This is a genomic window from Amphibiibacter pelophylacis, from assembly GCF_037688875.1.
GTDB classification, from domain to species: Bacteria; Pseudomonadota; Gammaproteobacteria; order Burkholderiales; family Burkholderiaceae_C; genus Amphibiibacter; species Amphibiibacter pelophylacis.
In genome coordinates, this window is record NZ_JAWDIE010000002.1 from 205,770 (window position 1) to 230,291 (window position 24,522).

The following is a 24,522-nucleotide window of genomic DNA, read 5'->3' on the forward strand; positions in this document are numbered from 1 at the left end:
GGTGACAGACAGCCGCGATCAGCGGCTGTAAACGTTCATGCCGGGGAAGAAGAAGCCCACTTCCACGGCCGCGGTTTCAGCGGCGTCCGAACCGTGCACGGCGTTGGCGTCGATGCTGTCGGCAAAATCGGCGCGGATGGTGCCCTTGTCGGCCTTCTTGGGGTCGGTGGCGCCCATCAGTTCGCGGTTTTTGGCGATGGCGTTCTCGCCTTCCAGCACCTGGATCATGACCGGGCCGGAAACCATAAAGTCCACCAGATCCTTGAAGAAGGGGCGGGCCTTGTGAACGGCGTAGAACTGTTCGGCTTCGGCGCGCGACAGGTGGACCAGCTTGGCCGCTGCGATTTTCAGGCCAGCGCCTTCGAAGCGGGCGTAGATCTGGCCGATGACGTTTTTGGCAACGGCGTCGGGCTTGATGATGGAGAGGGTGCGTTCGATGGCCATGATGATTTTTGTCGTGAAAAAGGAAAAAAACAGGAAAGGTGAAAGGGCTGCATTGTAAACGCAGCCGCTGCAGGGATCAGCCCCGGCGCTTGCCGCCGCCGCGTCCGATCATTTTCTTGTAGAAGGCGTCGGCGCCGATGTAGCCCACGGAAGTCTGCATGGGATCAGGCTGACCGCCGGGCGCGCTGCTGCGCTGGCCTTTGCCCGCGCCGATGAAGCTTTTTTTCTGGACAAAGCGCTTGTCGTAAGTCTGCTCCAGCGGGTTGGGAATGGGGCCGTTTTCGTCGTCGAAGCGCTGGGTGCGCGCCTGGCGGCGTTCGTTCTGGATGGCGCGGGTGTCATAGGTCTGCATCAGCGGGTTGGGAATAAAGGGCGCGCGTTCGCCGCCGTTCGGGTTGCCGCCCTGGCGACCGCCTTGCCCACCCTGTCCACCGCCTTGACCGCCGCCCTGCCCCTGGCGCGGGCCTTTGCCGGGTCCTCTCGGGCCCTGGCGCTGACCGCGCGGCTGCCCCTCGAACGAGCCGGTCGAACCGGGCTGGGCCATGACAGCGAATTCCGGGGCGCCGGGCGCTGCGCCCGGGGTTGAGCCATAAGTCTGACCGCCCTTGCGGTTCTTGCCCGGACGCTGCCCTTTGCCGCCCTGGGGGCGCTGACCGCCCGGCGCGCCTTGACCGCCTTGGCCGTTTATCCCGCCTTGTCCAACAGGACCGCCCTGCCCGTCCTGAGCCTGGCGGGCACCGCGCTCGCCACGATCTCCGGGGCCGCGTCGGCGGCGCTCGCCAAGACCGGCCAGGCCGGTGAGCTGCAGCAGCGTCTGCACATCAGCGCTGTTGAGTTCCACCCACACGCCCCGGCGCAGGCCGCGCGGCAGCACCACGCTGGCGTAGCGGATGCGCATCAGGCGGCTGACCGTCAGGCCGACAGCGGCAAAGAGCTTGCGCACCTCGCGGTTGCGGCCCTCGGTGATGACGACGCGATACCAGTGGTTCACGCCCTCGCCGCCGCCATCCTCGATGGATTTGAAGGCGCCGACATGCCCTTCGACCTCGACCCCGGCCAGCAGGCGACCGCGCGATTCGTCGTTCAGCGAACCCAGCACGCGCACGGCATATTCGCGCTCCACGCCAAAGCGCGGGTGCATGAGCTGGTTGGCCAGTTCGCCCGAATTGGTGAACAGCAGCAGGCCTTCGGTGTTGATGTCCAGGCGCCCGACCGACAGCCACTTGCCGCTGGGCAGCGTGGGCAGGCTGCCAAACACGGTGGGACGGCCCTGCGGGTCGTCGCGGGTGACGACTTCGCCGGTGGGCTTGTGGTACGCCAGCAGGCGCGGCGCGGCGGGCGCAATGCGCAGGCGAACGGGCTTGCCGCGCACGGCCACGCGGTCGCCCTGGGCGATGCGCTGGCCCACGTGGGCGGGCTGGCCGTTGACGGTGACCTGGCCGTCGGCGATCCACTGCTCCATGTCGCGGCGCGAGCCGATGCCCGACTGCGCCAGCACCTTGTGCAGCTTGGGCGCGTCCGGATCGGGCAGCAGCACGCGTTTGTGCGCAGCGTCGCTGGCTTCGGGCTCGGGCGCCTCATCTTCGGGGGTCCAGGCGCCTGCGGCGAGCTGCTCGAACACCTGGCGCGCGTCGGTCGTGGTCAGCTCGGACGGCAGCGCGGCGGGAGCGGCAGGTGCATCATCGCCAGCGTCGGCGTCGGCCGGGGCGAGCGAGACCACGCCGTGCGGCACGGTCTGCTGCGCCACTGCGGCGGCGGGTTGCTGTGCTTTGCGGCGGCGCGCCGGGCGCTGGGGTTCTTCTGCCAGTTCTGCCCGTGCAGTCGTTTCTGACGGTTCTGACGGCTCTGACGGTTCTGCCCGTTCAGTCGTTTCTGACGTTTGCGTTGCCGCTGCCACATCGGTGGCCGGGGCCGGGCCGGACGCAGTGTCCTGCTCAGGCAGCATCCCGACATGGACCTGAACCGCCACGGCGCTGCGGCGCGGACGGCGCGGGCGCTGGATCACGGCTTCGATGGCTTCCGGAGCGGGTTCAGCGTGGGTAGCAGCAGGCGCAACGGAAGGAGCAGCGGGAGTGTCAGCGGGGGCTGCTTCAGCCCCCCCGTCGGCAGGCGTTGCAGCAGTCGCGGCCTCGACAGGCACCAGCGTTTCAGGGCTGTCCGGGGCAGCCACCTTGCGCCGGGTGCGGCGCACGGGCGTGCGGGCGGGCTCGGCATCAGCCACCGGAGCGGGTGAATCGCCAGACTCCGGGGCCGGGGTGGCCACGGCCGTTTTCCGGCGCGGAGCACGGGTGCGGGGAGGCGCCGCAGCGACGTCCGGCGAGGCGTCCGGTGATAAAGCCGCGTCGCGGACCGGCTCGATGGCGTCGGAGGAAGAAGGGGTGTCAGCGTTCATAGGGGCTGGGTGCCAGGCACCGGGGTATCACTATCGGAGGCCGGTTCGGCAGGGCCGTCCGGATCAGGGTTCAGAGTCGCAAGCGCGTCGGTCAGTTCAGGCAGCGGCGGCAGATCGGACAGGCGTTTCAGGCCCAGATCGTCCAGAAAGCGGCGCGTGGTGGCCAGCAGGCTGGGCCGTCCGGGCACGTCGCGGTGGCCGATGGATTCGACCCAGCCGCGCTCTTCAAGCTGGCGGATGATCTGGGCGTTGACGGCCACGCCACGGATTTCTTCGATGTCGCCGCGCGTCACCGGCTGGCGCCACGCGATGATGGCCAGGGTTTCGAGCGCCGCACGCGAATAGCGCGGCGGTTTGTCCTCGTGCAGGCGCTCCAGGAACACGTGCAGCTCGGGCCGGGTGCGAAAGCGCCAGCCGCTGGCCAGTTCGACCAGCTCAAGACCGCGTCCCTGCCAGCGCTCGCGCACGGCATCCAGCGCCTCGCGCAGCACGGGCGCATCGGCCTGCGGCAGAACCTCGCGCAGTTCGCGCAGGCTCAGCGGCTGCGGGGCCGACAGCAGGGCCGCTTCCACAATGACATCGACGTTGTTCAAGATCGCAGATCGGGGGGCCGTGAGGGCCGTGGGGGGTCATGAATGACCGACAAGGGGCAGACAGAAGTCGACCGCGTGGGTCGGGACTTGAATCAGGAGAGCCAAGGGGCTGGGTGCGGGGCTGCAGGGGGACCGGTCGGGTCAGGCTTGGGGCCGCCACAGATGATGCGGGAATATTCCGCCGCAGTCACCTCAATGAGGCGCGATTCTAGCCCGGAACGGCCGCTTTGTGCGCCGATGCTGCATTTTCTGCCGGTTTTTGTGCAGTCGGGCGCTGTCGGCCGCTGCCGGGCGATCTCAGGCCAGCGGGCGGCGGTCGCCCAGCGCGTGCGCCAGGGTGGACAGATCGACGTACTCCAGCTCGCTGCCGACTGGCACGCCGCGCGCCAGGCGCGTCACGCCGATGCCGCGCGCCTGCAGCACCTGACCCAGCACCTGCGCGGTGGCCTCGCCTTCGGCAGTGAAGCTGGTCGCCAGGATGACCTCGCGAACCGCGCCGTCGGCGCAGCGCGCCAGCAAGGGATCAAGCGCAATGCCCTCCACGCCCAGGCCGTCCAGCGGGCTGAGCCGCCCCTGCAGCACGAAATAGTGGCCCTGAAAACCGCCGGTGCGCTCCATCACGGACAGGTCAGCAGGCGATTCGACCACGCACAGCAGCGCCGGATTGCGGCTGTCGTCGCGGCACAGCGCGCACAGCGTGTGGCGGGTGAAGGTGTTGCAGCGCTGGCAGTGGTGCACGCTGTCCAGCGCGTCGGACAGCGCCTGCGCCAGCCGCAGCGCGGCGGCGCGGTCGCGCTGCAGCAGGTGCCAGGCCATGCGCTGTGCGCTGCGGGCGCCCACGCCGGGCAGTGCGCGCAGTGCCTCGATCAGCGCACCCGGGCCGTCGTCATCCGCAGAAGCCGCAGCGGCCATGTCAGCGTCGCAGCCCGGTCAGAAGGGGAACTTCATGCCCGCAGGCAGCGGCATCCCGGCGGTGAGCTTGCCCATTTTCTCCTGCGACGTGGCCTCGACGCGGCGCACGGCGTCGTTGAAGGCGGCGGCGACCAGGTCTTCCAGCATGTCCTTGTCGTCGGCCAGCAGGCTGGGGTCTATGGTGACGCGGCGCACGTCGTGCTTGCAGGTCATCACTACCTGGACGAGGCCCGCGCCGGATTCACCGGTCACCTCGATGGTGGCGAGTTCGTCCTGGGCCTTTTTCAGGTTGTCCTGCATGGCCTGGGCCTGTTTCATCAGACCGGCCAGTTGACCTTTCATCATGGGGGATGTCTTTCTGTGGGTGGGTTAAAGCGAAAAGCGGGGGCGTGGGCCGGGACGGCTCAGGACGCACTCAGCCGCTGGATGGATCCGGGCAGCCAGCGCGCACCGGGAAAAGCCCCGGCCAGCGCCTGGGCCACGGGGTGCGATTGTAGGTCGTGTTCGGCGGCGGCCTGGGCCTGCGCGCGCAGGGCGGCCAGGCGGCGCGCGGGCGTGTCTCCGGTGGCGGCGCCGCTGTGGCCCTCCAGCGCCACGTCAAAGCCATTCTGGCGCAGGGCCTGCTCCAGCTTGGCGACGTTCTCGGGCTTGACCAGGTAAGCGCCCTCGCAGTGCAGGGTCCAGCGCGGCGGCTGCTGGCTGTCGTCGACGTGCGTGAGCTCGCTTTGCAGCGCCAGCTCGCGCACCAGCGCCGTGATCGCCTGCGCCTGCGTCAAAGCCTGCACGCAGGCCAGCCAGCGCTCGCCCAGCGGCGTGGGCGTCCAGTTCTGGGGCACCGGCACCGGCGCTGCGGGCTTCGCTACAGCCCCAGGAGCTGGCGCAGGAAGCGGCAGCGGGGCCACCGCAGCGGGGGGCGGATCGGCCACCGCGTCATCGGCGTCCAGCCAGGGCGGGATGTCGTCTGGCGGTGCGGGCTCGGCCACGACTGCGGGAGCGGGCTCAGCAGGCACTTCGGCGATGGGAGCAGCAACGGGCTCGGGGGCAGGCGCAATGGCAGCAGCAGCCGAAGCAGCCGGGGCCTTTTCCTGGGGAGATTCGGGCAGCGGCACTGCGTCCGGCAGCGCGTCGGGTGGCAGCGGCGGCAGGAAGGCCAGCACGCGCAGCAGCAGCATCAGCAGGCCGCTGGTGTCGTCGGGGGTGTAGATGAGTTCGCCGCGCCCCTGCGCCAGCAGGCTGTAGGCCAGGTGCAGCGCCTGCGGCGGCAGACCGGCCTGGAGCACCGGCAGCAGCGCCGCCGATTCGGGCGATGACGACATCAGCGCCTGTGCGTCGCCCGGCCCTCCAGCCTGCGGCGCCAGCGCGCTGACGGCGGCGTCCTGCAGCAGCGTCATCAGATCTTCGATCAGCGCGGCGGGCGCGGCGCCCTGCTCGCGCACCTGCGCCATCACGGCCAGCAGGGCCGGGCCATCGCGGCGGGCCAGCGCCTGCGCCAGGTAGGCGCCGTAGGCCGACTGCGTCAGGCCCAGCATGTCGCGCACGGCGGCAGCCGTCAGGCGGGTCTGGCCGCTGTCCACGGCGCAGCAGGCGATGGCCTGATCGGTCAGCGAGAGCGCATCGCGCATCGAGCCGCGCGCGGCCGTACCCAGAAGGCGCAACGCTTCATCGTCCGATTCGATCCCCTCCTGCGCCAGCACATGCGCCAGGTGGCCGCGCACCAGTTCAGGCGTCATCGCGCGCAGATTGAACTGCAGGCAGCGCGACAGCACCGTCGGCAGCATTTTCTCGGGGTCGGTCGTGGCCAGCACGAACTTCAAGTAGGGCGGCGGCTCTTCCAGCGTCTTGAGCAGCGCGTTGAAGGCGTCGCGGGTGAGCTGGTGCGCCTCGTCGATCATAAAGACTTTGAAGCGGCCGTGCGCGGGCTGGTAGCTGGCGCGCTCGAGCAGGTCACGGATCTCGTCGATGCCCCGGTTGCTGGCGGCGTCCAGCTCGATGTAGTCCAGGAAGCGGTCGGCATCAATATCCCGGCAGACCGGGCAGACGCCGCAGGGCTGATCGGTGATGCCGCCCTGCCCGTCCGGGCCGACGCAGTTCAGGCTTTTGGCCAGGATGCGCGAGACTGTGGTCTTGCCCACGCCGCGCGTGCCGGTGAACAGCCAGGCGTGGTGCAGGCGGTTCTGGCGCAGCGCGTTGCCCAGGGCCTGGACCACATGCGGCTGGCCGACCATGTCCGCGAAACGGCGCGGGCGGTATTTGCGGGCAAGGACGACATAGCTCATGCGTGCATTCTAGCGGCTGGCCCCCGCCCGGCGCGGCGGGGAGCTCCGTGCACCAGGGCACAATAATCCCGTCAGTCGGCCGATATCCGGACAGAGCCCTTCACTTTCTGCCGCGCACCGCAGCCGCCCATGCCCATTTCCCGCCTCCTCCCGCCCTCACCCGTCCACGCCTGGACCCGGATGCTGCGGCGCGTGGTCTGGCTGGGCGCGGCCGGGATGAAGGATGTCTCGGCGCAGCGCAAGATCCTGCAGACCAATGTCGGCGCCCTGCTGGGCGTGGCTTTTGTGCTGATTTTCATGATGGCCTACCTGGCCAGCGGCCGCCCCGGTGTGCAGCAGGCGGCCTGGATGATTGCACCGGGCCTGGGACTGTTTCCGCTGACGCTGTGGCTCAACCACCGCAGGCGCCACCGGCTGGCACGCCATGCACTGCTGACCGTGGCGACAGCGCTGATGCTCGGGCTCCTGTTCGTGCAAGGCACGCTGATCAGCAGCCATCATTACTTTCTGATTTTCGTGCTGCTGGGTCCGCTGATTTTCGAGTATCGCCACTGGCGCTGCATGCTGGCCTGGACGGTGCTGGAACTGGCGCTGTACGCGGCTGCCAGCTACGGCTTTTTCATGCCCCAGCCCGACTTCGCCGCCGACCTGACGCCCGAGCTGCGCCACCGCCTGACCGCGCTGGTCGATGCCAGCATGATCAGCGGCCTGTTCTGCGTGATGGTGGCCTCCGAGGCCGCGTCGGCGCGCAACGAGACCACCCAGCAGCGCCTGGCCGAAACCGACACGCTGACCGGCGCGCCCAACCGCCGCGCCTTCGAGGCTGCGCTGGACGACCGTCTGGCACTGCTGCGTCAGCCCGATCCGGCCGGACGCCTGCACGGCATGGCGCTGATGCTGCTGGACATCGACCACTTCAAGCGCATCAACGACGAGCTGGGTCACGACCAGGGCGATGTCATCCTGCGCGATGTCGTCCAGGTGCTGCAGCAGCAGGTGCGCCGGGGCGACACGCTGGCGCGCATCGGCGGCGAGGAGTTCGCGCTGCTGCTGGGCCACGTCAGCGCCCGCGAGGCGCTGGCTTCGGCGCAGCGCCTGTGCGATTCGGTGCGCGGCCACCCGTTTCGCACCCGCTCGGGGCTGCGTCCGGTCACGATCAGCATTGGCCTCGTGTACTTCGAGGCGCCGCTGGCGCCGCAGGATCTGTACAGCCTGGCCGACCAGGCGCTGTACGAAGCCAAACACAGCGGGCGTGACCGCGTGGCCTGCGCCCGGGCGCCTCTGGGCGAGGCCGATTCGCTGGTGATCTGACCGGGCCGCTCAGCCGCCGCAGGCCGCGGCAACCGCCGCCTTGAGCGCCGCCACGTCGGTGCCCATGACGGTGCAGCGGCGCGGCAGGGCCTCGATGCCGTCCAGCGCTTGCGGGCGACCGGGCTCGCGGCCCAGCGCTTCGACAATGGTGGCCGCAAATTTGGCGGGCAGCGCGGTTTCCAGCACCAGCATGGGCGTGCCGTCCTGGTGGTGCTCGCGGGCCACTTTCAGGCCGTCGGCGGTGTGCGTGTCGATGACCACGCCGTGGCGCGCATCGGCGTCGCGTATCGTGGCCAGGCGGTCGACGTGGGTGGATTTGCCCGAGACAAACCCGGCCTCGCGCACCCGCGCCATCTGCGCGTCGCTCAGGCGGAATTCGCCCGATGCGGCCAGTGCCTGGCCAAACAGCGCCGCCGTGGCCACGCCGTCGCGGCCCAGAACGTCGGCGATAAAGCGCTCGAAATTGCTGGCCTTGGAGATGTCCATCGAGGGGCTGGACGTTTCCCAGGTGTCGGCGCTGCCGCGCACGCGGTAAACGCCGGTGCGGAAGAATTCGTCCAGCACGTCGTTCTCGTTGGTGGCGACCACCAGCTGCGCGATGGGCAGACCCATGCTGCGCGCCACGTGCCCGGCGCAGACGTTGCCGAAGTTGCCCGAGGGCACGGTGAAGCTCACCCGGGGCCACCCGGACAGCGGCGTGCCCGACAGGTCGGCCGGAGCGCCCGTGTGCGCCAGCGTCTGCAAATAGCCCGAGACGTAGTAAACGACCTGGGCCAGCAGGCGCGCCCAGTTGATCGAATTGACGGTACCGATGGCGTAGCGGCGCTTGAAATCCAGATCGTTGGACACCGCCTTGACCATGTCCTGACAATCATCGAACACGCCAGTGACGGCGATGTTGTGGATGTTGTCGTCCATCAGGCTGAACATCTGCGCCTGCTGGAAGGGGCTCATGCGGCCTTCGGGGCTGAGCATGAACACGCGCACGCCCTGCTTGCCACGCATGGCGTACTCGGCCGCGCTGCCGGTGTCGCCGCTGGTCGCGCCCAGGATGTTGAGCTGCTGCCCGCGCCGCGCCAGTTCGTACTCGAACAGGTGGCCCAGCAGCTGCATGGCCATGTCCTTGAAAGCCAGCGTCGGGCCGTTGGACAGGCCCTGCAGGAACAGGCCGGTGTCTTTCCCCGCCTCGCGCAGCGGCGTCACCGGCGCGATGGCCGGGTTGCCGCCAAACACCTCGGCGCGATAGGTCTGGCGGACCAGGCGGCGCAGATCGTCCGGCGGAATGTCGTCGATGTAAAGCGACAGCACCTCGAAGGCCAGGTCAGCGTAGGCCAGACCCCGCCAGCGCTGCAGCATGGCCGCGTCCAGCTGCGGGTAGTGCTGGGGCAGATAAAGACCCCCATCGGGCGCCAGACCCTCAAGCAGGATGTCGCAGAAGTGGCGCGGCGCCTCGGTGGCGCCACTGCCCTGTCGGGTGCTGGAGTAAAGCATGGTCAGGCCAGTTCTTCCTTGCGCAGCGCCACCACCGGCTGCAGCACCGACGGCAGGGCCTGGATGTCTTTCAGGGCGGCGCGCAGGGCGCTCTCGATGGTTTCGTGGGTCAGCACAACCAGATCAGTCTGCTGCTCGCCGTGAGACGATTCGCGCTGGCGCACGGCGTCCAGCGAGATATCGTGCGCAGCCAGGATGCGCGTGATGTCGGCCAGCACACCCGAGCGGTCGGCGACCACCAGGCGCAGGTAAAACGCGGTGACCACTTCGTCGATCGACAGCACGCGCAGATTCTGAAGCGCGTCGGGCTGGAAGGACAGGCTGGGCACGCGGTGCTCGGGCGCGGCGCTGGCCAGGCGGGCGATGTCCACCAGGTCGGCAACCACCGCCGAGGCCGTGGGCTCGCTGCCCGCGCCCTTGCCGTAGTGCAGCGTGGTGCCGACCGCGTCGCCCTGGACCATGACGGCGTTCATGGCGCCTTCCACACTGGCCATCAGGCATTTCTCGGGAACCAGCGTGGGGTGGACGCGCAACTCGACCCCGCCCGCGTCGTCGCGGCGGCGGGCGATGCCCAGCAGCTTGATGCGGTAGCCCATCTGCCCGGCGTAGCGGATGTCCTGGCTGTGCAGCGCGGTGATGCCTTCCACGTAAACGCTGTCGAACTGCACCGGCATGCCAAAAGCGATGGCGCCCATCAGGGCCAGCTTGTGCGCGGCGTCCACGCCTTCGATGTCGAAGGTCGGGTCGGCTTCGGCGTAGCCCAGGCGCTGCGCTTCCTGCAGCACATCGGCAAACGGCAGGCCGCGGTCGCGCATCTCGGTCAGGATGAAGTTGGTGGTGCCGTTGATGATCCCGGCCAGCCAGCTGATGCGGTTGGCGGACAGGCCTTCGCGCAGCATTTTGATGACGGGAATGCCCCCCGCCACCGCCGCCTCGAAGCTGACTGTCAGGCCCAGGCGGCGCGCCTCGCCGAAGATTTCTTCGCCGTGCACCGCCAGCAGCGCCTTGTTGGCCGTGACCACGTGCTTGCCGTGGCGCAGCGCCAGCAGCACGAGGTCGCGCGCCAGCGTGGTGCCGCCGATCAGCTCGACAACCACATCAATGTCGGGCGACGTGGCGATGGCGTGCGGGTCGGCCACCACCGTGGCGCGGTCACCCACCAGTTCGCGCGCCGCGTCCAGGTTGCGGCGCGAGACCTGCGTCACCTGCAGCCCGCGACCCGTGCGCCGGGCGATTTCGCCGCTGTTGCGCTCGAGCACCTGGAAGACGCCCGCACCCACCGTGCCCAGGCCCATCACACCAATCCGCAGAGGTATCATTTCCGTATTCCGTCAGGGTTTTCCAGCAAGCCGGAGATTGTAAACGCGCTGTCCGGCGCAGCAGAGACCAAGCCTGATCCCGGCCGTGTCAGGTGGCGTGACGCTTGCGGTAGCCGAACAGGAAGCGCTCCAGGCGCTGCAGCGCTTCGGCCAGGTCGTCGCTGCCGGGCAGGAAAACCATGCGGAAGTGATCCGGATCCTTCCAGTTAAAGCCCGTTCCCTGCACGATGAGGACTTTTTCCTGGCTGAGCAGCTCGAAAGCCAGCTCCTGGTCGTTGCTGACCGGGTAAATCTTCGGGTCCAGCCTCGGGAACATATAAAGGGCGCCCTTGGGCTTGACCACCGACACGCCAGGAATCTGCGTGAGCATGTCGTAGGCCAGGTTGCGCTGGCGCGTCAGGCGGCCAAAGGGCGCGACCAGGTCCTTGATGCTCTGGTAACCGCCCAACGCCGTCTGGATCGCCAGCTGTCCGGGGGTGTTGGCGCACAGCCGCATCGAGCACAGCATGTTCAGGCCCTCGATGTAATCGCGGGCGTGCGCCTTCTGGCCCGACACCACCATCCAGCCCGAACGGTAGCCGCAGGCGCGGTAGTTTTTGGACAGGCCGTTGAAGGTCAAAAAGAGCACGTCATCGGCCAGCGAAGCCATGGGCACGTGCACGGCGTCGTCGTAGAGCACCTTGTCGTAGATTTCGTCGACCATGACAACCAGCTGGTGCTGGCGCGCGATCTCGATCAGCTCGAGCAGCATGGCCTTGCTGTAGACCGCGCCGGTGGGGTTGTTGGGGTTGATGACCACCATGGCCTTGGTGCGCGGCGTGATCTTGCTGCGCAGGTCGTCCAGCGCGGGCATCCAGTCGGCGCCCTCGTCGCACAGATAGTGCACGGGCGTGCCGCCCGACAGCCCCACCGCCGCCGTGTAGAGCGGGTAATCGGGCATGGGAATCAGCACCTCGTCGCCCGGCTCCAGCAGCGCGTTCAGCGCAAAAACGATGAGCTCGGAGACCCCGTTGCCCAGGTAGACATCGTCCACCGTGACCCCGGCAATGCCCTGCTGCTGCGTGTAATGCACCACGGCGCGGCGCGGCGCAAACAGGCCCTTGCTGTCGGTGTAACCGGCCGTGACCAGATCGGGCATGTTGCGGATCATGTCCTGCACGATCTCGTCGGGCGGGTGAAAGCCGAAGGCCGCCACGTTGCCGATATTCAGCTTGATGATGTGCTGGCCCTCGTCTTCCATCTGGCGGGCTTTCTGCAGCACCGGACCCCGGATGTCGTAGCAGACGTTGGCCAATTTGCTGGATTTGTGCAGGGGCTTGGGCAATGCGGTCATGATGAGAAGCTGGGAAGCAGAATTCGTTTAACCTGCCATTTAATCACAGCCGACATGAAATCCCCCAGCGCATGAAGTTCCAGCCCGATACCCCCGCCGCTGACCGCAACGCCATCGTCGCGCACGAAGAAGGCGTCATCCATGTCTTCCACGATGGCGCGCTGCACCCGCACACACAGTCGGTCATCGTGCCCTGGCAGGGTCAGGTCCAGTCCTGGGGCGTGGCGCTGCACGCCGATCTGACCGAAAACGATTTCACCCGCCTGGCGCAGTGGCAGCCGGAACTGGTGATTTTTGGCAGCGGATCGCGCCTGCGCTTTGCGCCGCCCCCCCTGATCCGGGGGCTGATCCGCCAGCGGATCGGCCTTGAAACCATGGACACGGCCGCCGCGTGCCGCACCTGCAATGTGCTGGTCGCTGAAGGGCGGCGCGTGGTCGCGGCCCTGCTGCTGGGCGACTGACAAGTCCTGAACCGATAACCCCGCCCTGGCGCCAGGAAAGACCAGGGCAGACCGCGTTTGGGGGCATTGTGGATTTATAATGTCGTTCTGACGATCCGCCCAGCACAAACGCCTATGACGCCTACAGTAGACAAAATCCTGCCCGAATTCGAGGCCCTTGCGACTGGCGACGTGAAATTCACGCCGCAGGGTCATCTGGGCAAGAACGTCGTCCTGTTCTTTTACCCGAAAGACCACACGCCGGGCTGCACGACCGAAGCCATGGGCTTTCGCGACGCTTTCGAGGCCTTCACGGCCGAGAACACGGTAATTTATGGTGTGTCGCGCGACAATATGACTTCGCACGACAAGTTCAAGGCGAACCTGAGTCTGCCCTACGAGCTGATTGCCGACACCGAAGAAAAGCTTTGCCACATGTTTGGCGTGGTCAAAAACAAGATCATGTACGGCAAGAAGGTCAAGGGCATCGAGCGCTCCACCTTCCTGATCGATGCGCGTGGCGTACTGCGCCACGAGTGGCGCGGCGTGAAAGTTGCGGCCCACGTCGATAATGTGCTGCAGACTGTGCGCGAACTCAACGCCGTCGTTGTTGACTGACTCCGCCCTCCCGGCCCAGCAAGCAGCTGGGCCTGTCCATTTTCTTGCAACGCCAGCGCGGCCGTGGGCCCTGCTGGCGTTTTTCATTGGGAACCGCCGCCATGCCCCTGCCCCGCGCCCCTGGTAAAAAATCCGACCGCCTGAACCTCGACCAGCCTGGCAATACCGCCGTGGCCGCCACACCTCTGCAGGCCACGAACGCGACGCAGGCTGCAGTACCGCCTGCTCCTGCACAGCGGCCCACGCAGCGCCCGGTTGTGGCCGCGGCCCCTGCTGCAGCCCCGGCTTCTGCGCCGCTGGAGCAGATCGAAACCCGGCGGCCAGCTCCCGCACCTGTCGTGACGGCGCTCACCCCGGCACCTGTGGCGGCTTCGGTGGCTCCGCCAGCCCCGACACCGGCCGCACAGACCGCGGCGCCCGCTGCGGCCCACACAGCTTCAGCCGCTCCTGCGGCAGCGGACCCCCAGGTCCCCGCGCCTGCCGCCGAAGCGCAGCGCCCCTCCGGCCGCAGCCGCAGCCAGCGGCGCGAACGCGGTGCAGCGCGCGATGGAGCGGATGGAGTGCGCTCGGCGCAATCCGCAGCGCCCAAGCTCTTTGTGCTGGACACGAATGTGCTGATGCACGATCCGATGTCACTGTTCCGCTTCGAGGAGCATGACGTCTTCCTGCCCATGATGACGCTGGAAGAACTCGACGGCCACAAGAAAGGCATGAGCGAAGTCGCCCGCAATGTGCGCCAGGTCAGCCGCGAGCTGGACCAGCTGGTCAGCCTGCAGGGACTGGATCGCCCTCTGGAAGGCATTCCGCTGGCCGCCACCGGCCACAGCGGTGCGGGGGGCCGCCTCTTCTTCCAGCTGGGCAGCCTGCCCACCGAACTGCCGACCGGACTGCCCCAGGGCAAGGCCGACAACCAGATCCTGGGCGTGGTCCAGGCGCTGCGCCGCGCCCACCCCGAGCGCCAGGTGGTGCTGGTGTCCAAGGACATCAATATGCGCGTCAAGGCCCACGCTCTGGGCCTGGCCGCCGAGGATTACACCAGCGACAAGACGCTGGAAGATGGCGATCTGCTCTACACCGGATCGCTGGCGCTGCCCGCCGATTTCTGGGCCACGCACAGCCAGAACATGGAAAGCTGGCAGCAGGGCGGCCACACGCACTACCGCATTCAGGGCCCGATGTGCCGCCAGATGCACATCAACCAGTTTGTTCACAGCGACGACGCCAGCCAGCCGCTGCAGGCGCGCGTGGTCGCCATCACCGGACCGACGGTGCAGCTGCGCACGCTCAAGGATTTCACCAGCAGCCGCAACAGCGTCTGGGGCGTGCACGCGCGCAACGCCGAGCAGAACTTCGCGCTGAACGTGCTGCTCGATCCCGAGTGCGATTTCATCACCCTGACCGGCACGGCCGGCACGGGCAAGACGCTGCTGGCGCTGGCCAGCGCGCTGCAGCAGGTGTTTGACGACCGGCGCTACAGCGAGATCATCGTCACCCGCGTGACCGTGCCGCTGGGCGAGGACATCGGCTTCCTGCCCGGCACCGAAGAAGAAAAAATGGGCCCCTGGATGGGCGCGCTGGACGACAACCTGGAGTTCCTCACCCGGGGCAACGCCGCAGGCGACTGGGGCCGCACCGCCACGCAGGATCTGCTGCGCAGCAAGATCCGCATCAAGAGCCTGAATTTCATGCGCGGGCGCACTTTCCTGAACAAATTCATCATCGTGGATGAAGCGCAGAACCTCACGCCCAAGCAGATGAAGGCGCTGATCACCCGCGTCGGACCGGGCAGCAAAATGATCTGCATGGGCAATATCGCCCAGATCGACACGCCCTACCTGACCGAAGGCAGCTCCGGCCTGACCTACGTGGTCGACCGTTTCAAGGGCTGGCAGCACAGCGCGCACATCACGCTGGCGCGCGGCGAGCGCTCGCGGCTGGCGGATTTCGCGTCGACGGCGCTGTGAGTCTGGCGCCGCAGCCCGCGGCCCCGCTGGGCTGAACGGGTCAGACGGTGCCGCCGAAGGCGCGAAAGACCAGCGCGGCGGCCGCTCCGCCCAGCAGCGAGCCCACCACCGGCACCCAGGCGTAACCCCAGTCGCTGGGGCCTTTTCCGGGGATGGGCAAAAGCGCGTGCATGAGGCGCGGCGCCAGATCGCGCGCCGGGCTCATGGCGTAACCTGTGGTGCCGCCCAGCGACACGCCCAGACCCAGCACCAGCAGCGCCACCGGCAAGGCGTCGAGCGCGCCCAGTGACGCCTTGGGCGCCACGATGGACAGCACGCAGAACACCAGCACAAAAGTCGCCAGAAATTCGGAAAACAGGTTGTGCCACCACTGGCGGATCGCCGGGCCGGTGCAGAACACGGCCAGTTTCAGATCGGGCGCGTCGGTCGCGGCCAGATGCTGCTGGTACATCGCCCACACCAGACCTGCACCGAACATGCCGCCCAGCATCTGCGCGGTCATGTAAAGCGGCACACTGTCCCACGGGAACTTGCCCGCCACCGCCAGGCCCAGCGTGACCGCCGGGTTCAGGTGGGCGCCGCTGATGGCGGCCGTGCTGAATACGCCCGTGAACACGGCAATTGCCCAGCCGAAGGCGATGACGATCAGCCCGCTGTTCTGGCCTTTGGTGCCCTTGAGCAGCACATTGGCCACCACCCCGTTGCCCAGCAGGACCACCAGGGCGGTGCCGGTGAATTCGGCGCCGAAGGCATTCATCAGTCCGCCCCCTGCGCCGTGGCCCAGAAGCGGGCGGTAGCGACGGCACGCTGCCAGCCCGCCAGATGCCGCTGCGCCACGTCCGGCGCCATGGCCGGGTCGAAGGTGCGCTCCATCTGCCACTGGCCCTGCAGCGCCTCGGGGCTGCTCCAGTAGCCCACAGCCAGACCCGCCAGATAGGCGGCGCCCAGCGCCGTGGTTTCGGTGATGCGCGGACGCACCACGCTCACGCCCAGCACATCGGCCTGGAACTGCATCAGCAGCGGGTTGACCGTGGCACCGCCATCGACACGCAGCTCGGCCAGGCGCAGACCGGCGTCGGCCTGCATGGCGCGCAGCACATCCACCGTCTGGTAGCAGATGCTTTCCAGCGCGGCGCGCGCCACATGCGCGGCCGTGGTGCCCAGCGTGGCGCCGACCAGCGTGCCGCGCGCCTGCGATTCCCAGTGCGGTGCGCCCAGGCCCGCAAAGGCGGGCACCAGATACACCCCGCCGTTATCGCTGACCTGCCCGGCCAGCGCGGCCACATCGGACGACTGGCGGATCAGCCCCAGGCCGTCACGCAGCCACTTGACCACCGCGCCACCCACGAAAATCGAGCCCTCCAGCGCGTACTGCGTGCGCCCGCCCACCTGCCAGGCCACCGTGGTCAGCAGCTGGTTGCTGGACGCGATGGGCGTATCGCCCGTGTTCATCATCATGAAGCAGCCGGTGCCGTAGGTGTTCTTGACCAGGCCCGGCGCAATGCACTGCTGGCCAAACAGCGCCGCGTGCTGGTCACCCGCCACCCCGGCGATCGGGATGGGACCGCCCAGGTGGCTGGCCTGCGTGTGACCGTACACCTCGCTGGAGCTGCGCACCTCGGGCAGCATGCTGCGCGGAATGTCCAAGAGCGCCAGCAGCTCGTCGTCCCACTGCAGGGAGTGGATGTTGAAGAGCATGGTGCGCGAGGCGTTGGTCACGTCGGTGACGTGGACCTTGCCCGCGGTGAAGTTCCAGATCAGCCAGCTGTCCATGGTGCCGAAAGCCAGCTCGCCGCGCTCGGCGCGTTCGCGTGCGCCGGGCACGTTGTCCAGGATCCAGCGCACCTTGCTGCCCGAAAAATAGGCGTCGAGCAGCAGGCCGGTGCGGCTGCGGATCAGGTCGGCGTGGCCGTCATCGCGCAGTTTCTGGCAGGCCTGGGCGGTGCGGCGGTCCTGCCACACGATGGCGCGGTGGATGGGGTGGCCGGTGGCGCGGTCCCAGACCACGGTGGTTTCGCGCTGGTTGGTGATGCCAATGGCGGCGACATTCTTCGCCGTGACGCGCGCATTGGCCAGCGCTTCGGCCGCCACGCCGACCTGGGCGGCCCAGATTTCCTGCGCGTCGTGCTCGACCCAGCCGGCTTGCGGGTAATACTGGGTCAGCTCTTTCTGGGCGACGGAAACCATTTCGCCCGCCGCATTGAACAGGATGGCGCGGGAGCTGGTGGTGCCCTGGTCAAGCGCGAGGATGAAGGCTTCGGACATGGCTGGCTTTCTTTGGGGGTGGATAGACGGCAGAATGGCGGGCTGGGCCGCACGAAAAACTCCGTGCAAAAGCGCATTAACATCGCTTCAGTCTGTTCGTTTATTTTCTTTATTTTTTCCTTTTGACGCACCAGGGATTACCCGGAACCTCGCCATGCCCTCCTCTGCCCGTCCTACGCTGATCCCCAATCCGCGCCAGCAGCGCCTGCTGGACTGCCTGCGCGAAGCCCAGGTGCTGAGCGTGGAAGCGCTGGCCCACGAGCTGGACGTGACGCTGCAGACGGTGCGCCGCGATGTCAAGCTGCTCGACCAGGCCGGGCGTCTGGCGCGCTTTCACGGCGGCGTGCGCACGTTGGCATCCACCACCGAAAACGTGGCCTACCGCACGCGCCAGCAGTGGCATGAAAACGAAAAGAAACGAATCGCCGAACGCCTGGCGCAGGACGTGCCCGACGGCAGCTCGCTGATCCTCAGCATAGGCACCACCACCGAAGCCATCGCCCGCGCGCTGGCGGGCAAACGCGGCCTGCGCGTCATCACCAACAACCTGCACGTGGCCAGCATCCTGTCGGTGCAGCCGGACTGCGAGGTCATCGTCTCCGGCGGCCTGGTGCGCGGCGTGGATCAGGGCATCGTGGGCGAAACGGCGGTCGACTTCATCCGCCAGTTCCGGGTGGATTTCGGGCTGATCGGTATTTCCAGCATCGAACCCGACGGCACGCTGCGCGATTTCGACCTGCGTGAAGTCAAAGTCGCCCAGGCCATCGTCGCGCAATCCCGCCAGGTCTGGCTGGCCGCCGACAGCAGCAAGTTCGCCCGCTCGGCCATGGTCGAAGTCGGCCATCTGCGCATGGTGCAGCGCCTCTACACCGACGCCCCGCCGCCCGACAGCCTGCAGGCGGTGCTGGACGAGAGCGGTGTGGGGTGTGTGGTGGTGGGGTGAGCGCTGCGGATTGAATCTGTCGGCCAAAGCCACCGCAGCCATCCCCCATCTGACCGATAATCCCGCCCTAGACGCAACACAGCCCCAGGACAGCCCCGATGCGGGAGAACGCCCCCGAAAACCAGCCGGCCGACGCGCCCGATCTCTCGGCGCATACGCCGATGATGCAGCAGTTCCTGCGCCTCAAAGCGCAGCATCCTGACACGCTGCTGCTCTACCGCATGGGGGATTTTTACGAGCTGTTTCTGGACGACGCGGTGCGCGCGCACCGGCTGATCGACATCACCCTGACCACGCGCGGCATGAGCGCGGGCGAGCCCATTCCCATGGCCGGGGTGCCGGTGCATGCGCTGGATACTTACCTGGCGCGGCTGATCCGGCTGGGCGAATCGGTGGCGATTGCCGAGCAGATCGGCGAGCCCGGCGCGCAAAAAGGACCGATGGAGCGCCAGGTGGTGCGCGTGGTCACACCCGGTACGCTGACCGACACGGCGCTGATGGCCGAGCGCCAGGATGTCGTCCTGCTGGCCCTGACCCGCCAGGATGCGCCCGGCGCACGCCAGCGGCGTCAGAGCCCGGACTGGACGCAGGACGCTCCGCCCTGCCCGCCCGCCACGCCCACGGGCCTGGCCTGGCTGAACCTGAGCAGCGGCGAGATTCGCCTGTGCGAGTGCGCCTGGGCCGATGTGCCCGCCTGGCTATCGCGTCTGGCGCCCGCCGAAGTGCTCTGCCCGAAGGACCACGACGCGCTGCGCGCTGATCTGGAGCGCTGGCAATCCGGCGCCGGGCCCGCTTCTGGCGCGGCCGCGCTGACGCCGCGTCAGCCCTGGCAGTTTGACGCTGCTGCAGGCGTGCGCCTGCTGTGCGAACAGCTGCAGGTCGCGCACCTGCAGGCGTTTGGCGCCGAGGGCCTGCCGCTGGCGCAGGCGGCGGCCAGCGCGCTGCTGCACTTTGCGCGGCACACACAGGGCCAGGCGCTGGGCCACGTCAACCAGCTGCGCGTCGAGCGCAGTCAGGATCTGCTGCTGCTGCCGCCGTCCACCTTCCGCAACCTGGAGCTGCTGCAGACCCTGAAGGGCGAGAAAGCCCCCACGCTGCTCGCGCTGCTGGATGTCTGCCAGACCGGCATGGGGTCGCGCCTGATGCGCCAGTGGCTGACCCAGCCGCGCCTGGAGCGCAGCGAGGCGCAGCAGCGCCAGCACGCCATCGCGACCCTGCTGTCCGCCGATCCGCAGGGGCCGCAGTTTGAACCTTTGCGCGAGCGCCTGCGTGGCGTTGCCGACGTGCAGCGCATCAGCGCGCGCATCGCGCTGGGCCAGGCCAGGCCGCGTGAGCTGGCGGCGCTGCGCCACACCCTGTCGCTGCTGGACGGCCTGCACCCGCCCGTGCTGGCCCTGCTGCAGGACAGCAGCGGCATCGCCCTGCCCGGCCAGCCGCGCCCGCCCGCCAACCCCTGGCTGGAAGCGCTGGCCGCGGGCCTGGCGCCGCAGGACGAGCTGCTGGCCCTCTTGCGCCAGCAGCTGGCCGAAGAGCCTGCGGTGCAGCTGCGCGACGGTGACGTCATCGCCGCCGGGTTTGACGCCGAGCTGGACGAGCTGCGCGGCATCAGTCAGAACTGTGACCAGTTCCTGGCCGACATGGAAGAGCGCGAACGCGCCCAGACTGGCATTGCCAACCTGCGCGTGCTCTTCAACCGGCTGCACGGCTTTTTCATCGAAGTGTCCTCGTCCGGGCTGAACCGGGTTCCGGCGCATTACCAGCGCCGTCAGACGATGAAGAACGCCGAGCGCTACACCACGCCCGAGCTGAAGGCCTTTGAGGACCGCGCGCTGTCCGCGCAGGAGCGGGCGCTGGCGCGAGAGAAACTGCTCTACGCGGCCCTGCTCGAAGCCCTGCAAGCGCAGGTGCCCGCGCTGCAGGCGCTGGCCGGGGCGCTGGCCGGGCTGGATGCGCTGTGCGCGCTGGCCGAACGGGCGCACAGCCAGGGCTGGCAGCCGCCGCAGTTCACCGCCGTGCCCTGCATCCACATCGAGGGCGGGCGTCACCCCGTGGTTCAGGAGCGCCTGGCCGCCAGCGCGCAGGGCGCGGGCTCCTTCATCGCCAACGACTGCCGGCTGGATCCGCAGCAGCGCCTGCTGGTCATCACCGGGCCGAACATGGGCGGCAAATCGACCTACATGCGCCAGGTCGCGCTGATCGTGCTGCTGGCCGCCATGGGCTCTTTCGTGCCCGCGCAGCGCTGCGTGCTGGGGCCCATCGATGCCATCCACTGCCGCATCGGCGCCAGCGACGATCTGGCGGGCGGGCAATCGACCTTCATGGTCGAGATGAGCGAAGCCGCCGCCATCGTCCACCAGGCCACGTCCACCAGCCTGGTGCTGATGGACGAGATCGGCCGCGGTACCAGCACGCTGGACGGCCTGGCGCTGGCCACCGCCATCGCGGCCCACCTGCACGACCGCAACCAGAGCCTCACCCTGTTCGCCACCCATTATTTCGAGCTGACCGCCCTGCCCACCCAGCACCGCGCGGCGGTCAACGTGCACGTCAGCGCGTCCGAGGCGGCGCAGCGCATCGTTTTCCTGCACCAGGTCGAGCCCGGACCCGCCAGCCGCAGCTACGGCGTGCAGGTCGCCCGTCTGGCCGGGATGCCGCCTGCGCTGATTCGCCAGGCGCAGCGTCACCTGCAGCATCTGGAGGAACAGGCCCGGCCCGACGAGGCCCAGGGCGGCCTGTTTGATCATCTGGACGACCCGCAAGGCCCTGATCTGGCCGATGACGGCGTCTTGACCGAAGCCGCCGCCGTCTTTGCCGCCCAGCCCTCTGCGGCCACCGCCGCCGATATTGCCCTGCGCACCGAACTGCAGCAGCTCGACCCCGACCACCTGAGCCCGCGCGAGGCGCACCAGGCGCTCTACCGGCTGAAAGCGCTGCTGGACGCATGAAGCTGCCCATCGTTTTCGCCCACGGCAACGGCTTTCCCGCCCACACCTACCGCATGCTGTTTGAGGTCTGGCGGGCGCACGGCCACGCCGTGCATGTCATCGAGCGCTTCGGCCACGACGCGCGCTACCCCGTCACGCCGGGCTGGCCCCGGCTGATGCAGCAGCATCTGGATGTCGTCCAGAACCTGGCTCTGCCGGATGGCGCCGTGTGGATCGGGCATTCGCTGGGTGGCGTCATCAGCCTGGCCAACGCCTGCCGCGAACCGGCGCTGCCCCGGGCGCTGATTCTGCTGGATGCGCCCGTGCTGCGCGGCTGGCGCGCGGGCCTGGTGCAGGGGGCGCGCTGGCTGGGCCTGTCCGAACGTCTGGGCCCGGGCGCCATCGCCCGGCGCCGACGACGCCAGTGGGACAGCCACGACGCAGCCCACGCGCACTTTGCCGCCAAAGCGCTGTTTGCGCGCTGGCACCCGCAGGTGCTGCGCGACTACATCCAGCACGGGCTGGAGCTGGACCCGACGCGCGGCAGCGGCAGCGTGCGCCTGGCCTTCGATCCGGACATCGAGGCGCAGATCTACAACACCCTGCCCGCCCACCTGGGCGCCCTGCTGCGCCGCCACCCGCTGCGCACGCTCGCCTGGCTGCTGGCCGGGCGCGATTCGCAGGAAATGCGCCAGTGCGGCTGGGGCCACAGCCGCGCCGTGTTTGGCGACCGCCTGATCGCCGTCGAAGGCGATCACCTTTTCCCCATGCAGCACCCGCAGGCCACCGCGCAGCGCGTGCTGGAGCTGCTGGCCCAGGCCAGCGCCACCCCCGCACCATGATCCAGTTCAGACAGCTCGCCCTGCGCCGGGGCACCAAAATCATCGTCCAGGACCTGACCCTGGCGCTCGCACCCAACGAGAAAATCGCTCTGGTCGGCCAGAACGGCGCGGGCAAATCCTCGCTCTTTGCGCTGCTGACCGGCGATCTGGTCCCGGATCAGGGCGATACGCTGGTGCCCGCGCACTGGCGCGTGGCGCAGGTCGTGCAGCACCTGCCCGACAGCGAAGACAGCGCCACTGATTTCGTGCTGGACGGCGACAGCCGCCTGGTCGAAGCGCGCACCGCCCTGGCGCAGGCCGAGGCCAGCGGCGACGGCCACGCCATCGCCCACGCCCACGCCCTCTTGCAGGAAGCCGATGCCTTCAGCGCCCGGCCCCGCGCCCAGACGCTTCTGCTGGGCCTGGGGTTTGCGCTGGACAGGCTGGAATCTCCCGTGAACACCTTCTCGGGCGGCTGGCGCATGCGCCTGCAGCTGGCGCGCGCGCTGATGTGCCCGTCCGACCTGCTGCTGCTCGACGAGCCCACCAACCACCTGGATCTGGACGCGCTGGTCTGGCTGGAGGGCTGGCTGCAGCGCTACCCAGGGCTGCTGCTGGTGATCAGCCACGACCGCGATTTCCTCAACCGCACCACGCGCGTCACCCTGCACCTGCAGCACCAGCAGATCACGCGCTACGGCGGCAATTACGATTTCTTCGAGATGCAGCACGCCGAGCGCCTGATGCAGCAGCAGTCGGCCTTCGAGCGCCAGCAGCAGCAGCGCGCCCACCTGCAGCACTTCATCGACCGCTTCAAGGCCAAGGCGACCAAGGCGCGCCAGGCGCAAAGCCGCATCAAAGCGCTGGAGCGCATGCAGACGCTGGCCCCGGTGCTGGCGCAGGCCGAGTTCCAGTTCGCCTTCCGCCCGCCCGCCAGCCTGCCCAACCCCATGCTGGCGTTGCGCGGCGTCGATTGCGGCTACCCCGATCCAGGCCGCACGGCGACGCAGCCCGAGTTCGTCCCGGCCGAAGGCGACTGGGCGGTCTCCAGCGCCGTCGTCCCGCCGGAGCGCGAGCGCGTGCCCGGCGCCGTGCTGCGCAATGTGACGCAAAGCGTGCTGGCCGGTGCCCGCCTGGGCATCCTGGGCGCCAACGGCCAGGGCAAATCCACACTGATCAAGACCCTGGTCGGCGAACTGCAGCCGCTGGCGGGCGAGCTGCGCCCGGGCAAAGACCTGCGCATCGGCTATTTCGCCCAGCACGAGCTGGATCTGCTGCGCGCCGACGACACGCCGCTGCTGCACCTGACGCGCATCGCCCAGACCGCCACGCCCGGCGCCCGCGAGCAGGAGCTGCGCGATTTCCTGGGCCGCTTCCGCTTCAGCGGCGACATGGTCGGCCAGCCCATCGGCGTACTCAGCGGCGGCGAGAAAGCGCGCCTGGTGCTGGCCACGCTGGTCTGGCAGAGCCCCAACCTGCTGCTGCTGGACGAGCCGACCAACCACCTGGATCTGGACACCCGCGAGGCGCTGAGCCTGGCGCTGAACGGCTTTGAGGGCGGCATGCTGCTGGTCAGCCACGACCGCGCGCTCTTGCGCGAAGTCTGCGACGAGTTCTGGCTGGTCAGCGGCGGGGGCGTCGCGCCCTTCGATGGCGATCTGGACGACTACCAGGCCCACCTGCAGGAGCAGGCCCGCGCCCAGGCCGCCCGCCTGCGCGAAGCCAGCCAGGAGCGCGATGCCGCCACAGCCGCCGCCAGCGGCGAGGCGCCCGCGCCCAACCAGCGCCTGTCGCGCAAGGAAGAGGCCGCGCTGCGCCAGAAGCTGCAGGCTGAGAGCCGCCCGCACAAAAAAGCCATCCAGGACGCCGAAGCCGCCATGACCGCGCTGCAGACCGAGCAGCAGGCCCTGGAAGAGCGCCTGTCGCAGCCCGGCCAGAGCAGCAGCGATCTCGCCACCTGGGGCCGCCGCCTGAAAGACATCGCCGCTGAGCTGGAGGCCCACGAACTGGCCTGGCTGGAAGCCCAGGAAGCGCTGGAGGCGCTGCAGCAGGGTCAGGGCTGAATCGGGCTCAGGGCTGACTCAGTCTCAAGGCTGAAGCACCAGGCGCGATTCCGTGCCCTGCCGCTGTTCAGGCCGTACCGGCCCAAACTGAGCCTGCGGCGGGCTGCCCCCCACCCGGTTCAGCCACAGCCGCACAGCCACGCGCTGGGGCAGGTCAGGCGGGCAATCCACATCCGTGAACAGCGCCCCGGCGCCGCGCTGCGCGGCACTGCAGCGATAAACCTCGCGCGTGTCCTGCCCGTACAGCGTCAGGATGGGCTTGCCGCTGGCGCCGACGGGGGGTGGGCGTTCCTGAGCAAAGGCAAGCTGCGGCAGGGCTAAAAGTGCCATTAGCGCGAGCCAGACCCATCCTGATCGAGCCTTCATGATCACCTCCGTTGAATGCGGTGGCGAAAGCATGACGGATGGGGGCG

The 24,522-nt window shown here is 68.5% G+C and carries 20 protein-coding genes; 8 read left to right on the top strand and 12 right to left on the bottom strand.

Annotation, left to right across the window (positions count from 1 at the left end; all coding sequences use genetic code 11):
- Window positions 1–18 precede the first annotated feature (18 nt).
- The 6 genes from ndk to dnaX form a co-directional block, all read right to left on the bottom strand.
- The gene (gene ndk / locus RV045_RS02085; RefSeq protein WP_423234097.1) at window positions 19–444 is read right to left on the bottom strand and encodes a nucleoside-diphosphate kinase; all 426 of its coding nucleotides are present in this window, start codon (window positions 442–444) and stop codon (window positions 19–21) included.
- 76 nt (window positions 445–520) lie between these two features.
- Window positions 521–2,836 carry a pseudouridine synthase gene (locus tag RV045_RS02090; protein ID WP_423234098.1) on the bottom strand — a complete coding sequence of 772 codons (2,316 nt, stop codon included), beginning with the start codon at window positions 2,834–2,836 and terminating at the stop codon, window positions 521–523.
- The gene (gene scpB / locus RV045_RS02095) at window positions 2,833–3,429 is read right to left on the bottom strand and encodes an SMC-Scp complex subunit ScpB (protein WP_423234099.1); all 597 of its coding nucleotides are present in this window, start codon (window positions 3,427–3,429) and stop codon (window positions 2,833–2,835) included. The genes RV045_RS02090 and scpB overlap by 4 nt, the downstream gene beginning before the upstream one ends.
- 297 nt (window positions 3,430–3,726) lie before the next feature.
- A complete protein-coding gene (gene recR / locus RV045_RS02100) occupies window positions 3,727–4,341 on the bottom strand; it encodes a recombination mediator RecR (RefSeq protein WP_423234100.1) in 615 nt (204 codons plus the stop codon).
- Between the two features lie 18 nt (window positions 4,342–4,359).
- Entirely contained in the window at window positions 4,360–4,686 is a 327-nt protein-coding gene (locus tag RV045_RS02105; protein WP_423234101.1) for a YbaB/EbfC family nucleoid-associated protein, read from the bottom strand.
- Window positions 4,687–4,745: 59 nt separating this feature from the next.
- Window positions 4,746–6,617: a DNA polymerase III subunit gamma/tau gene (gene dnaX, locus RV045_RS02110; RefSeq protein WP_423234102.1), complete on the bottom strand. Its 1,872-nt coding sequence runs from the start codon at window positions 6,615–6,617 to the stop codon at window positions 4,746–4,748.
- Between the two features lie 129 nt (window positions 6,618–6,746).
- Between dnaX and RV045_RS02115 the strand changes: the two genes are divergently transcribed.
- On the top strand, window positions 6,747–7,928 hold the full coding sequence (locus tag RV045_RS02115) for a GGDEF domain-containing protein (protein ID WP_423234103.1): 1,182 nt from the start codon (window positions 6,747–6,749) through the stop codon (window positions 7,926–7,928).
- A gap of 9 nt (window positions 7,929–7,937) precedes the next feature.
- Here RV045_RS02115 and thrC read toward each other — a convergent pair whose 3' ends face one another.
- From thrC to RV045_RS02130, 3 genes are all read right to left on the bottom strand, one after another.
- On the bottom strand, window positions 7,938–9,419 hold the full coding sequence (thrC, locus tag RV045_RS02120; protein WP_423234104.1) for a threonine synthase: 1,482 nt from the start codon (window positions 9,417–9,419) through the stop codon (window positions 7,938–7,940).
- A gap of 2 nt (window positions 9,420–9,421) precedes the next feature.
- On the bottom strand, window positions 9,422–10,738 hold the full coding sequence (locus tag RV045_RS02125; protein WP_423234105.1) for a homoserine dehydrogenase: 1,317 nt from the start codon (window positions 10,736–10,738) through the stop codon (window positions 9,422–9,424).
- A gap of 88 nt (window positions 10,739–10,826) precedes the next feature.
- Window positions 10,827–12,071 carry a pyridoxal phosphate-dependent aminotransferase gene (locus RV045_RS02130; RefSeq protein WP_423234106.1) on the bottom strand — a complete coding sequence of 415 codons (1,245 nt, stop codon included), beginning with the start codon at window positions 12,069–12,071 and terminating at the stop codon, window positions 10,827–10,829.
- Window positions 12,072–12,142: 71 nt separating this feature from the next.
- Between RV045_RS02130 and RV045_RS02135 the strand changes: the two genes are divergently transcribed.
- The 3 genes from RV045_RS02135 (at window position 12,143) to RV045_RS02145 (ending at window position 15,093) form a co-directional block, all read left to right on the top strand.
- Entirely contained in the window at window positions 12,143–12,532 is a 390-nt protein-coding gene (locus RV045_RS02135) for an Mth938-like domain-containing protein (protein ID WP_423234107.1), read from the top strand.
- 114 nt (window positions 12,533–12,646) lie between these two features.
- The gene (locus RV045_RS02140) at window positions 12,647–13,129 is read left to right on the top strand and encodes a peroxiredoxin (RefSeq protein WP_423234108.1); all 483 of its coding nucleotides are present in this window, start codon (window positions 12,647–12,649) and stop codon (window positions 13,127–13,129) included.
- 101 nt (window positions 13,130–13,230) lie between these two features.
- On the top strand, window positions 13,231–15,093 hold the full coding sequence (locus tag RV045_RS02145) for a PhoH family protein (protein WP_423234109.1): 1,863 nt from the start codon (window positions 13,231–13,233) through the stop codon (window positions 15,091–15,093).
- A gap of 40 nt (window positions 15,094–15,133) precedes the next feature.
- On the opposite strand, the gene RV045_RS02150 is transcribed toward RV045_RS02145, so the two are convergent.
- Both RV045_RS02150 and glpK read right to left on the bottom strand, forming a co-directional pair.
- The gene (locus RV045_RS02150; RefSeq protein ID WP_423234110.1) at window positions 15,134–15,850 is read right to left on the bottom strand and encodes an MIP/aquaporin family protein; all 717 of its coding nucleotides are present in this window, start codon (window positions 15,848–15,850) and stop codon (window positions 15,134–15,136) included.
- The gene (gene glpK / locus RV045_RS02155; RefSeq protein WP_423234111.1) at window positions 15,850–17,358 is read right to left on the bottom strand and encodes a glycerol kinase GlpK; all 1,509 of its coding nucleotides are present in this window, start codon (window positions 17,356–17,358) and stop codon (window positions 15,850–15,852) included. Before glpK ends, RV045_RS02150 begins: the two co-directional genes overlap by 1 nt.
- Before the next feature lie 154 nt (window positions 17,359–17,512).
- Between glpK and RV045_RS02160 the strand changes: the two genes are divergently transcribed.
- The 4 genes from RV045_RS02160 (at window position 17,513) to RV045_RS02175 (ending at window position 24,109) form a co-directional block, all read left to right on the top strand.
- The gene (locus RV045_RS02160; protein ID WP_423234112.1) at window positions 17,513–18,301 is read left to right on the top strand and encodes a DeoR/GlpR family DNA-binding transcription regulator; all 789 of its coding nucleotides are present in this window, start codon (window positions 17,513–17,515) and stop codon (window positions 18,299–18,301) included.
- A 98-nt stretch (window positions 18,302–18,399) separates the two neighbouring features.
- Window positions 18,400–21,246, top strand: coding sequence for a DNA mismatch repair protein MutS (mutS, locus tag RV045_RS02165; protein WP_423234113.1), 2,847 nt, complete (start codon window positions 18,400–18,402; stop codon window positions 21,244–21,246).
- A complete protein-coding gene (locus tag RV045_RS02170) occupies window positions 21,243–22,067 on the top strand; it encodes an alpha/beta hydrolase (RefSeq protein WP_423234114.1) in 825 nt (274 codons plus the stop codon). Before mutS ends, RV045_RS02170 begins: the two co-directional genes overlap by 4 nt.
- Complete coding sequence (locus RV045_RS02175) at window positions 22,064–24,109, top strand: ABC-F family ATP-binding cassette domain-containing protein (protein WP_423234115.1); 2,046 nt, start codon at window positions 22,064–22,066, stop codon at window positions 24,107–24,109. Before RV045_RS02170 ends, RV045_RS02175 begins: the two co-directional genes overlap by 4 nt.
- Window positions 24,110–24,133: 24 nt before the next feature.
- Here RV045_RS02175 and RV045_RS02180 read toward each other — a convergent pair.
- Window positions 24,134–24,522 (bottom strand): hypothetical protein (locus RV045_RS02180; RefSeq protein ID WP_423234116.1); only part of this gene is annotated, 389 nt, incomplete at its 5' end.

Coding starts and splice junctions, on each gene's coding strand:
- ndk (WP_423234097.1), bottom strand. CDS start 444: ATGGCCATCGAACGCACCCTCTCCATCATCAAGCCCGACGCCGTTGCC.
- RV045_RS02090 (WP_423234098.1), bottom strand. CDS start 2,836: ATGAACGCTGACACCCCTTCTTCCTCCGACGCCATCGAGCCGGTCCGC.
- recR (WP_423234100.1), bottom strand. CDS start 4,341: ATGGCCGCTGCGGCTTCTGCGGATGACGACGGCCCGGGTGCGCTGATC.
- RV045_RS02105 (WP_423234101.1), bottom strand. CDS start 4,686: ATGATGAAAGGTCAACTGGCCGGTCTGATGAAACAGGCCCAGGCCATG.
- dnaX (WP_423234102.1), bottom strand. CDS start 6,617: ATGAGCTATGTCGTCCTTGCCCGCAAATACCGCCCGCGCCGTTTCGCG.
- RV045_RS02115 (WP_423234103.1), top strand. CDS start 6,747: ATGCCCATTTCCCGCCTCCTCCCGCCCTCACCCGTCCACGCCTGGACC.
- thrC (WP_423234104.1), bottom strand. CDS start 9,419: ATGCTTTACTCCAGCACCCGACAGGGCAGTGGCGCCACCGAGGCGCCG.
- RV045_RS02125 (WP_423234105.1), bottom strand. CDS start 10,738: ATGATACCTCTGCGGATTGGTGTGATGGGCCTGGGCACGGTGGGTGCG.
- RV045_RS02130 (WP_423234106.1), bottom strand. CDS start 12,071: ATGACCGCATTGCCCAAGCCCCTGCACAAATCCAGCAAATTGGCCAAC.
- RV045_RS02135 (WP_423234107.1), top strand. CDS start 12,143: ATGAAGTTCCAGCCCGATACCCCCGCCGCTGACCGCAACGCCATCGTC.
- RV045_RS02140 (WP_423234108.1), top strand. CDS start 12,647: ATGACGCCTACAGTAGACAAAATCCTGCCCGAATTCGAGGCCCTTGCG.
- RV045_RS02145 (WP_423234109.1), top strand. CDS start 13,231: ATGCCCCTGCCCCGCGCCCCTGGTAAAAAATCCGACCGCCTGAACCTC.
- RV045_RS02150 (WP_423234110.1), bottom strand. CDS start 15,850: ATGAATGCCTTCGGCGCCGAATTCACCGGCACCGCCCTGGTGGTCCTG.
- glpK (WP_423234111.1), bottom strand. CDS start 17,358: ATGTCCGAAGCCTTCATCCTCGCGCTTGACCAGGGCACCACCAGCTCC.
- RV045_RS02160 (WP_423234112.1), top strand. CDS start 17,513: ATGCCCTCCTCTGCCCGTCCTACGCTGATCCCCAATCCGCGCCAGCAG.
- mutS (WP_423234113.1), top strand. CDS start 18,400: ATGCGGGAGAACGCCCCCGAAAACCAGCCGGCCGACGCGCCCGATCTC.
- RV045_RS02170 (WP_423234114.1), top strand. CDS start 21,243: ATGAAGCTGCCCATCGTTTTCGCCCACGGCAACGGCTTTCCCGCCCAC.
- RV045_RS02175 (WP_423234115.1), top strand. CDS start 22,064: ATGATCCAGTTCAGACAGCTCGCCCTGCGCCGGGGCACCAAAATCATC.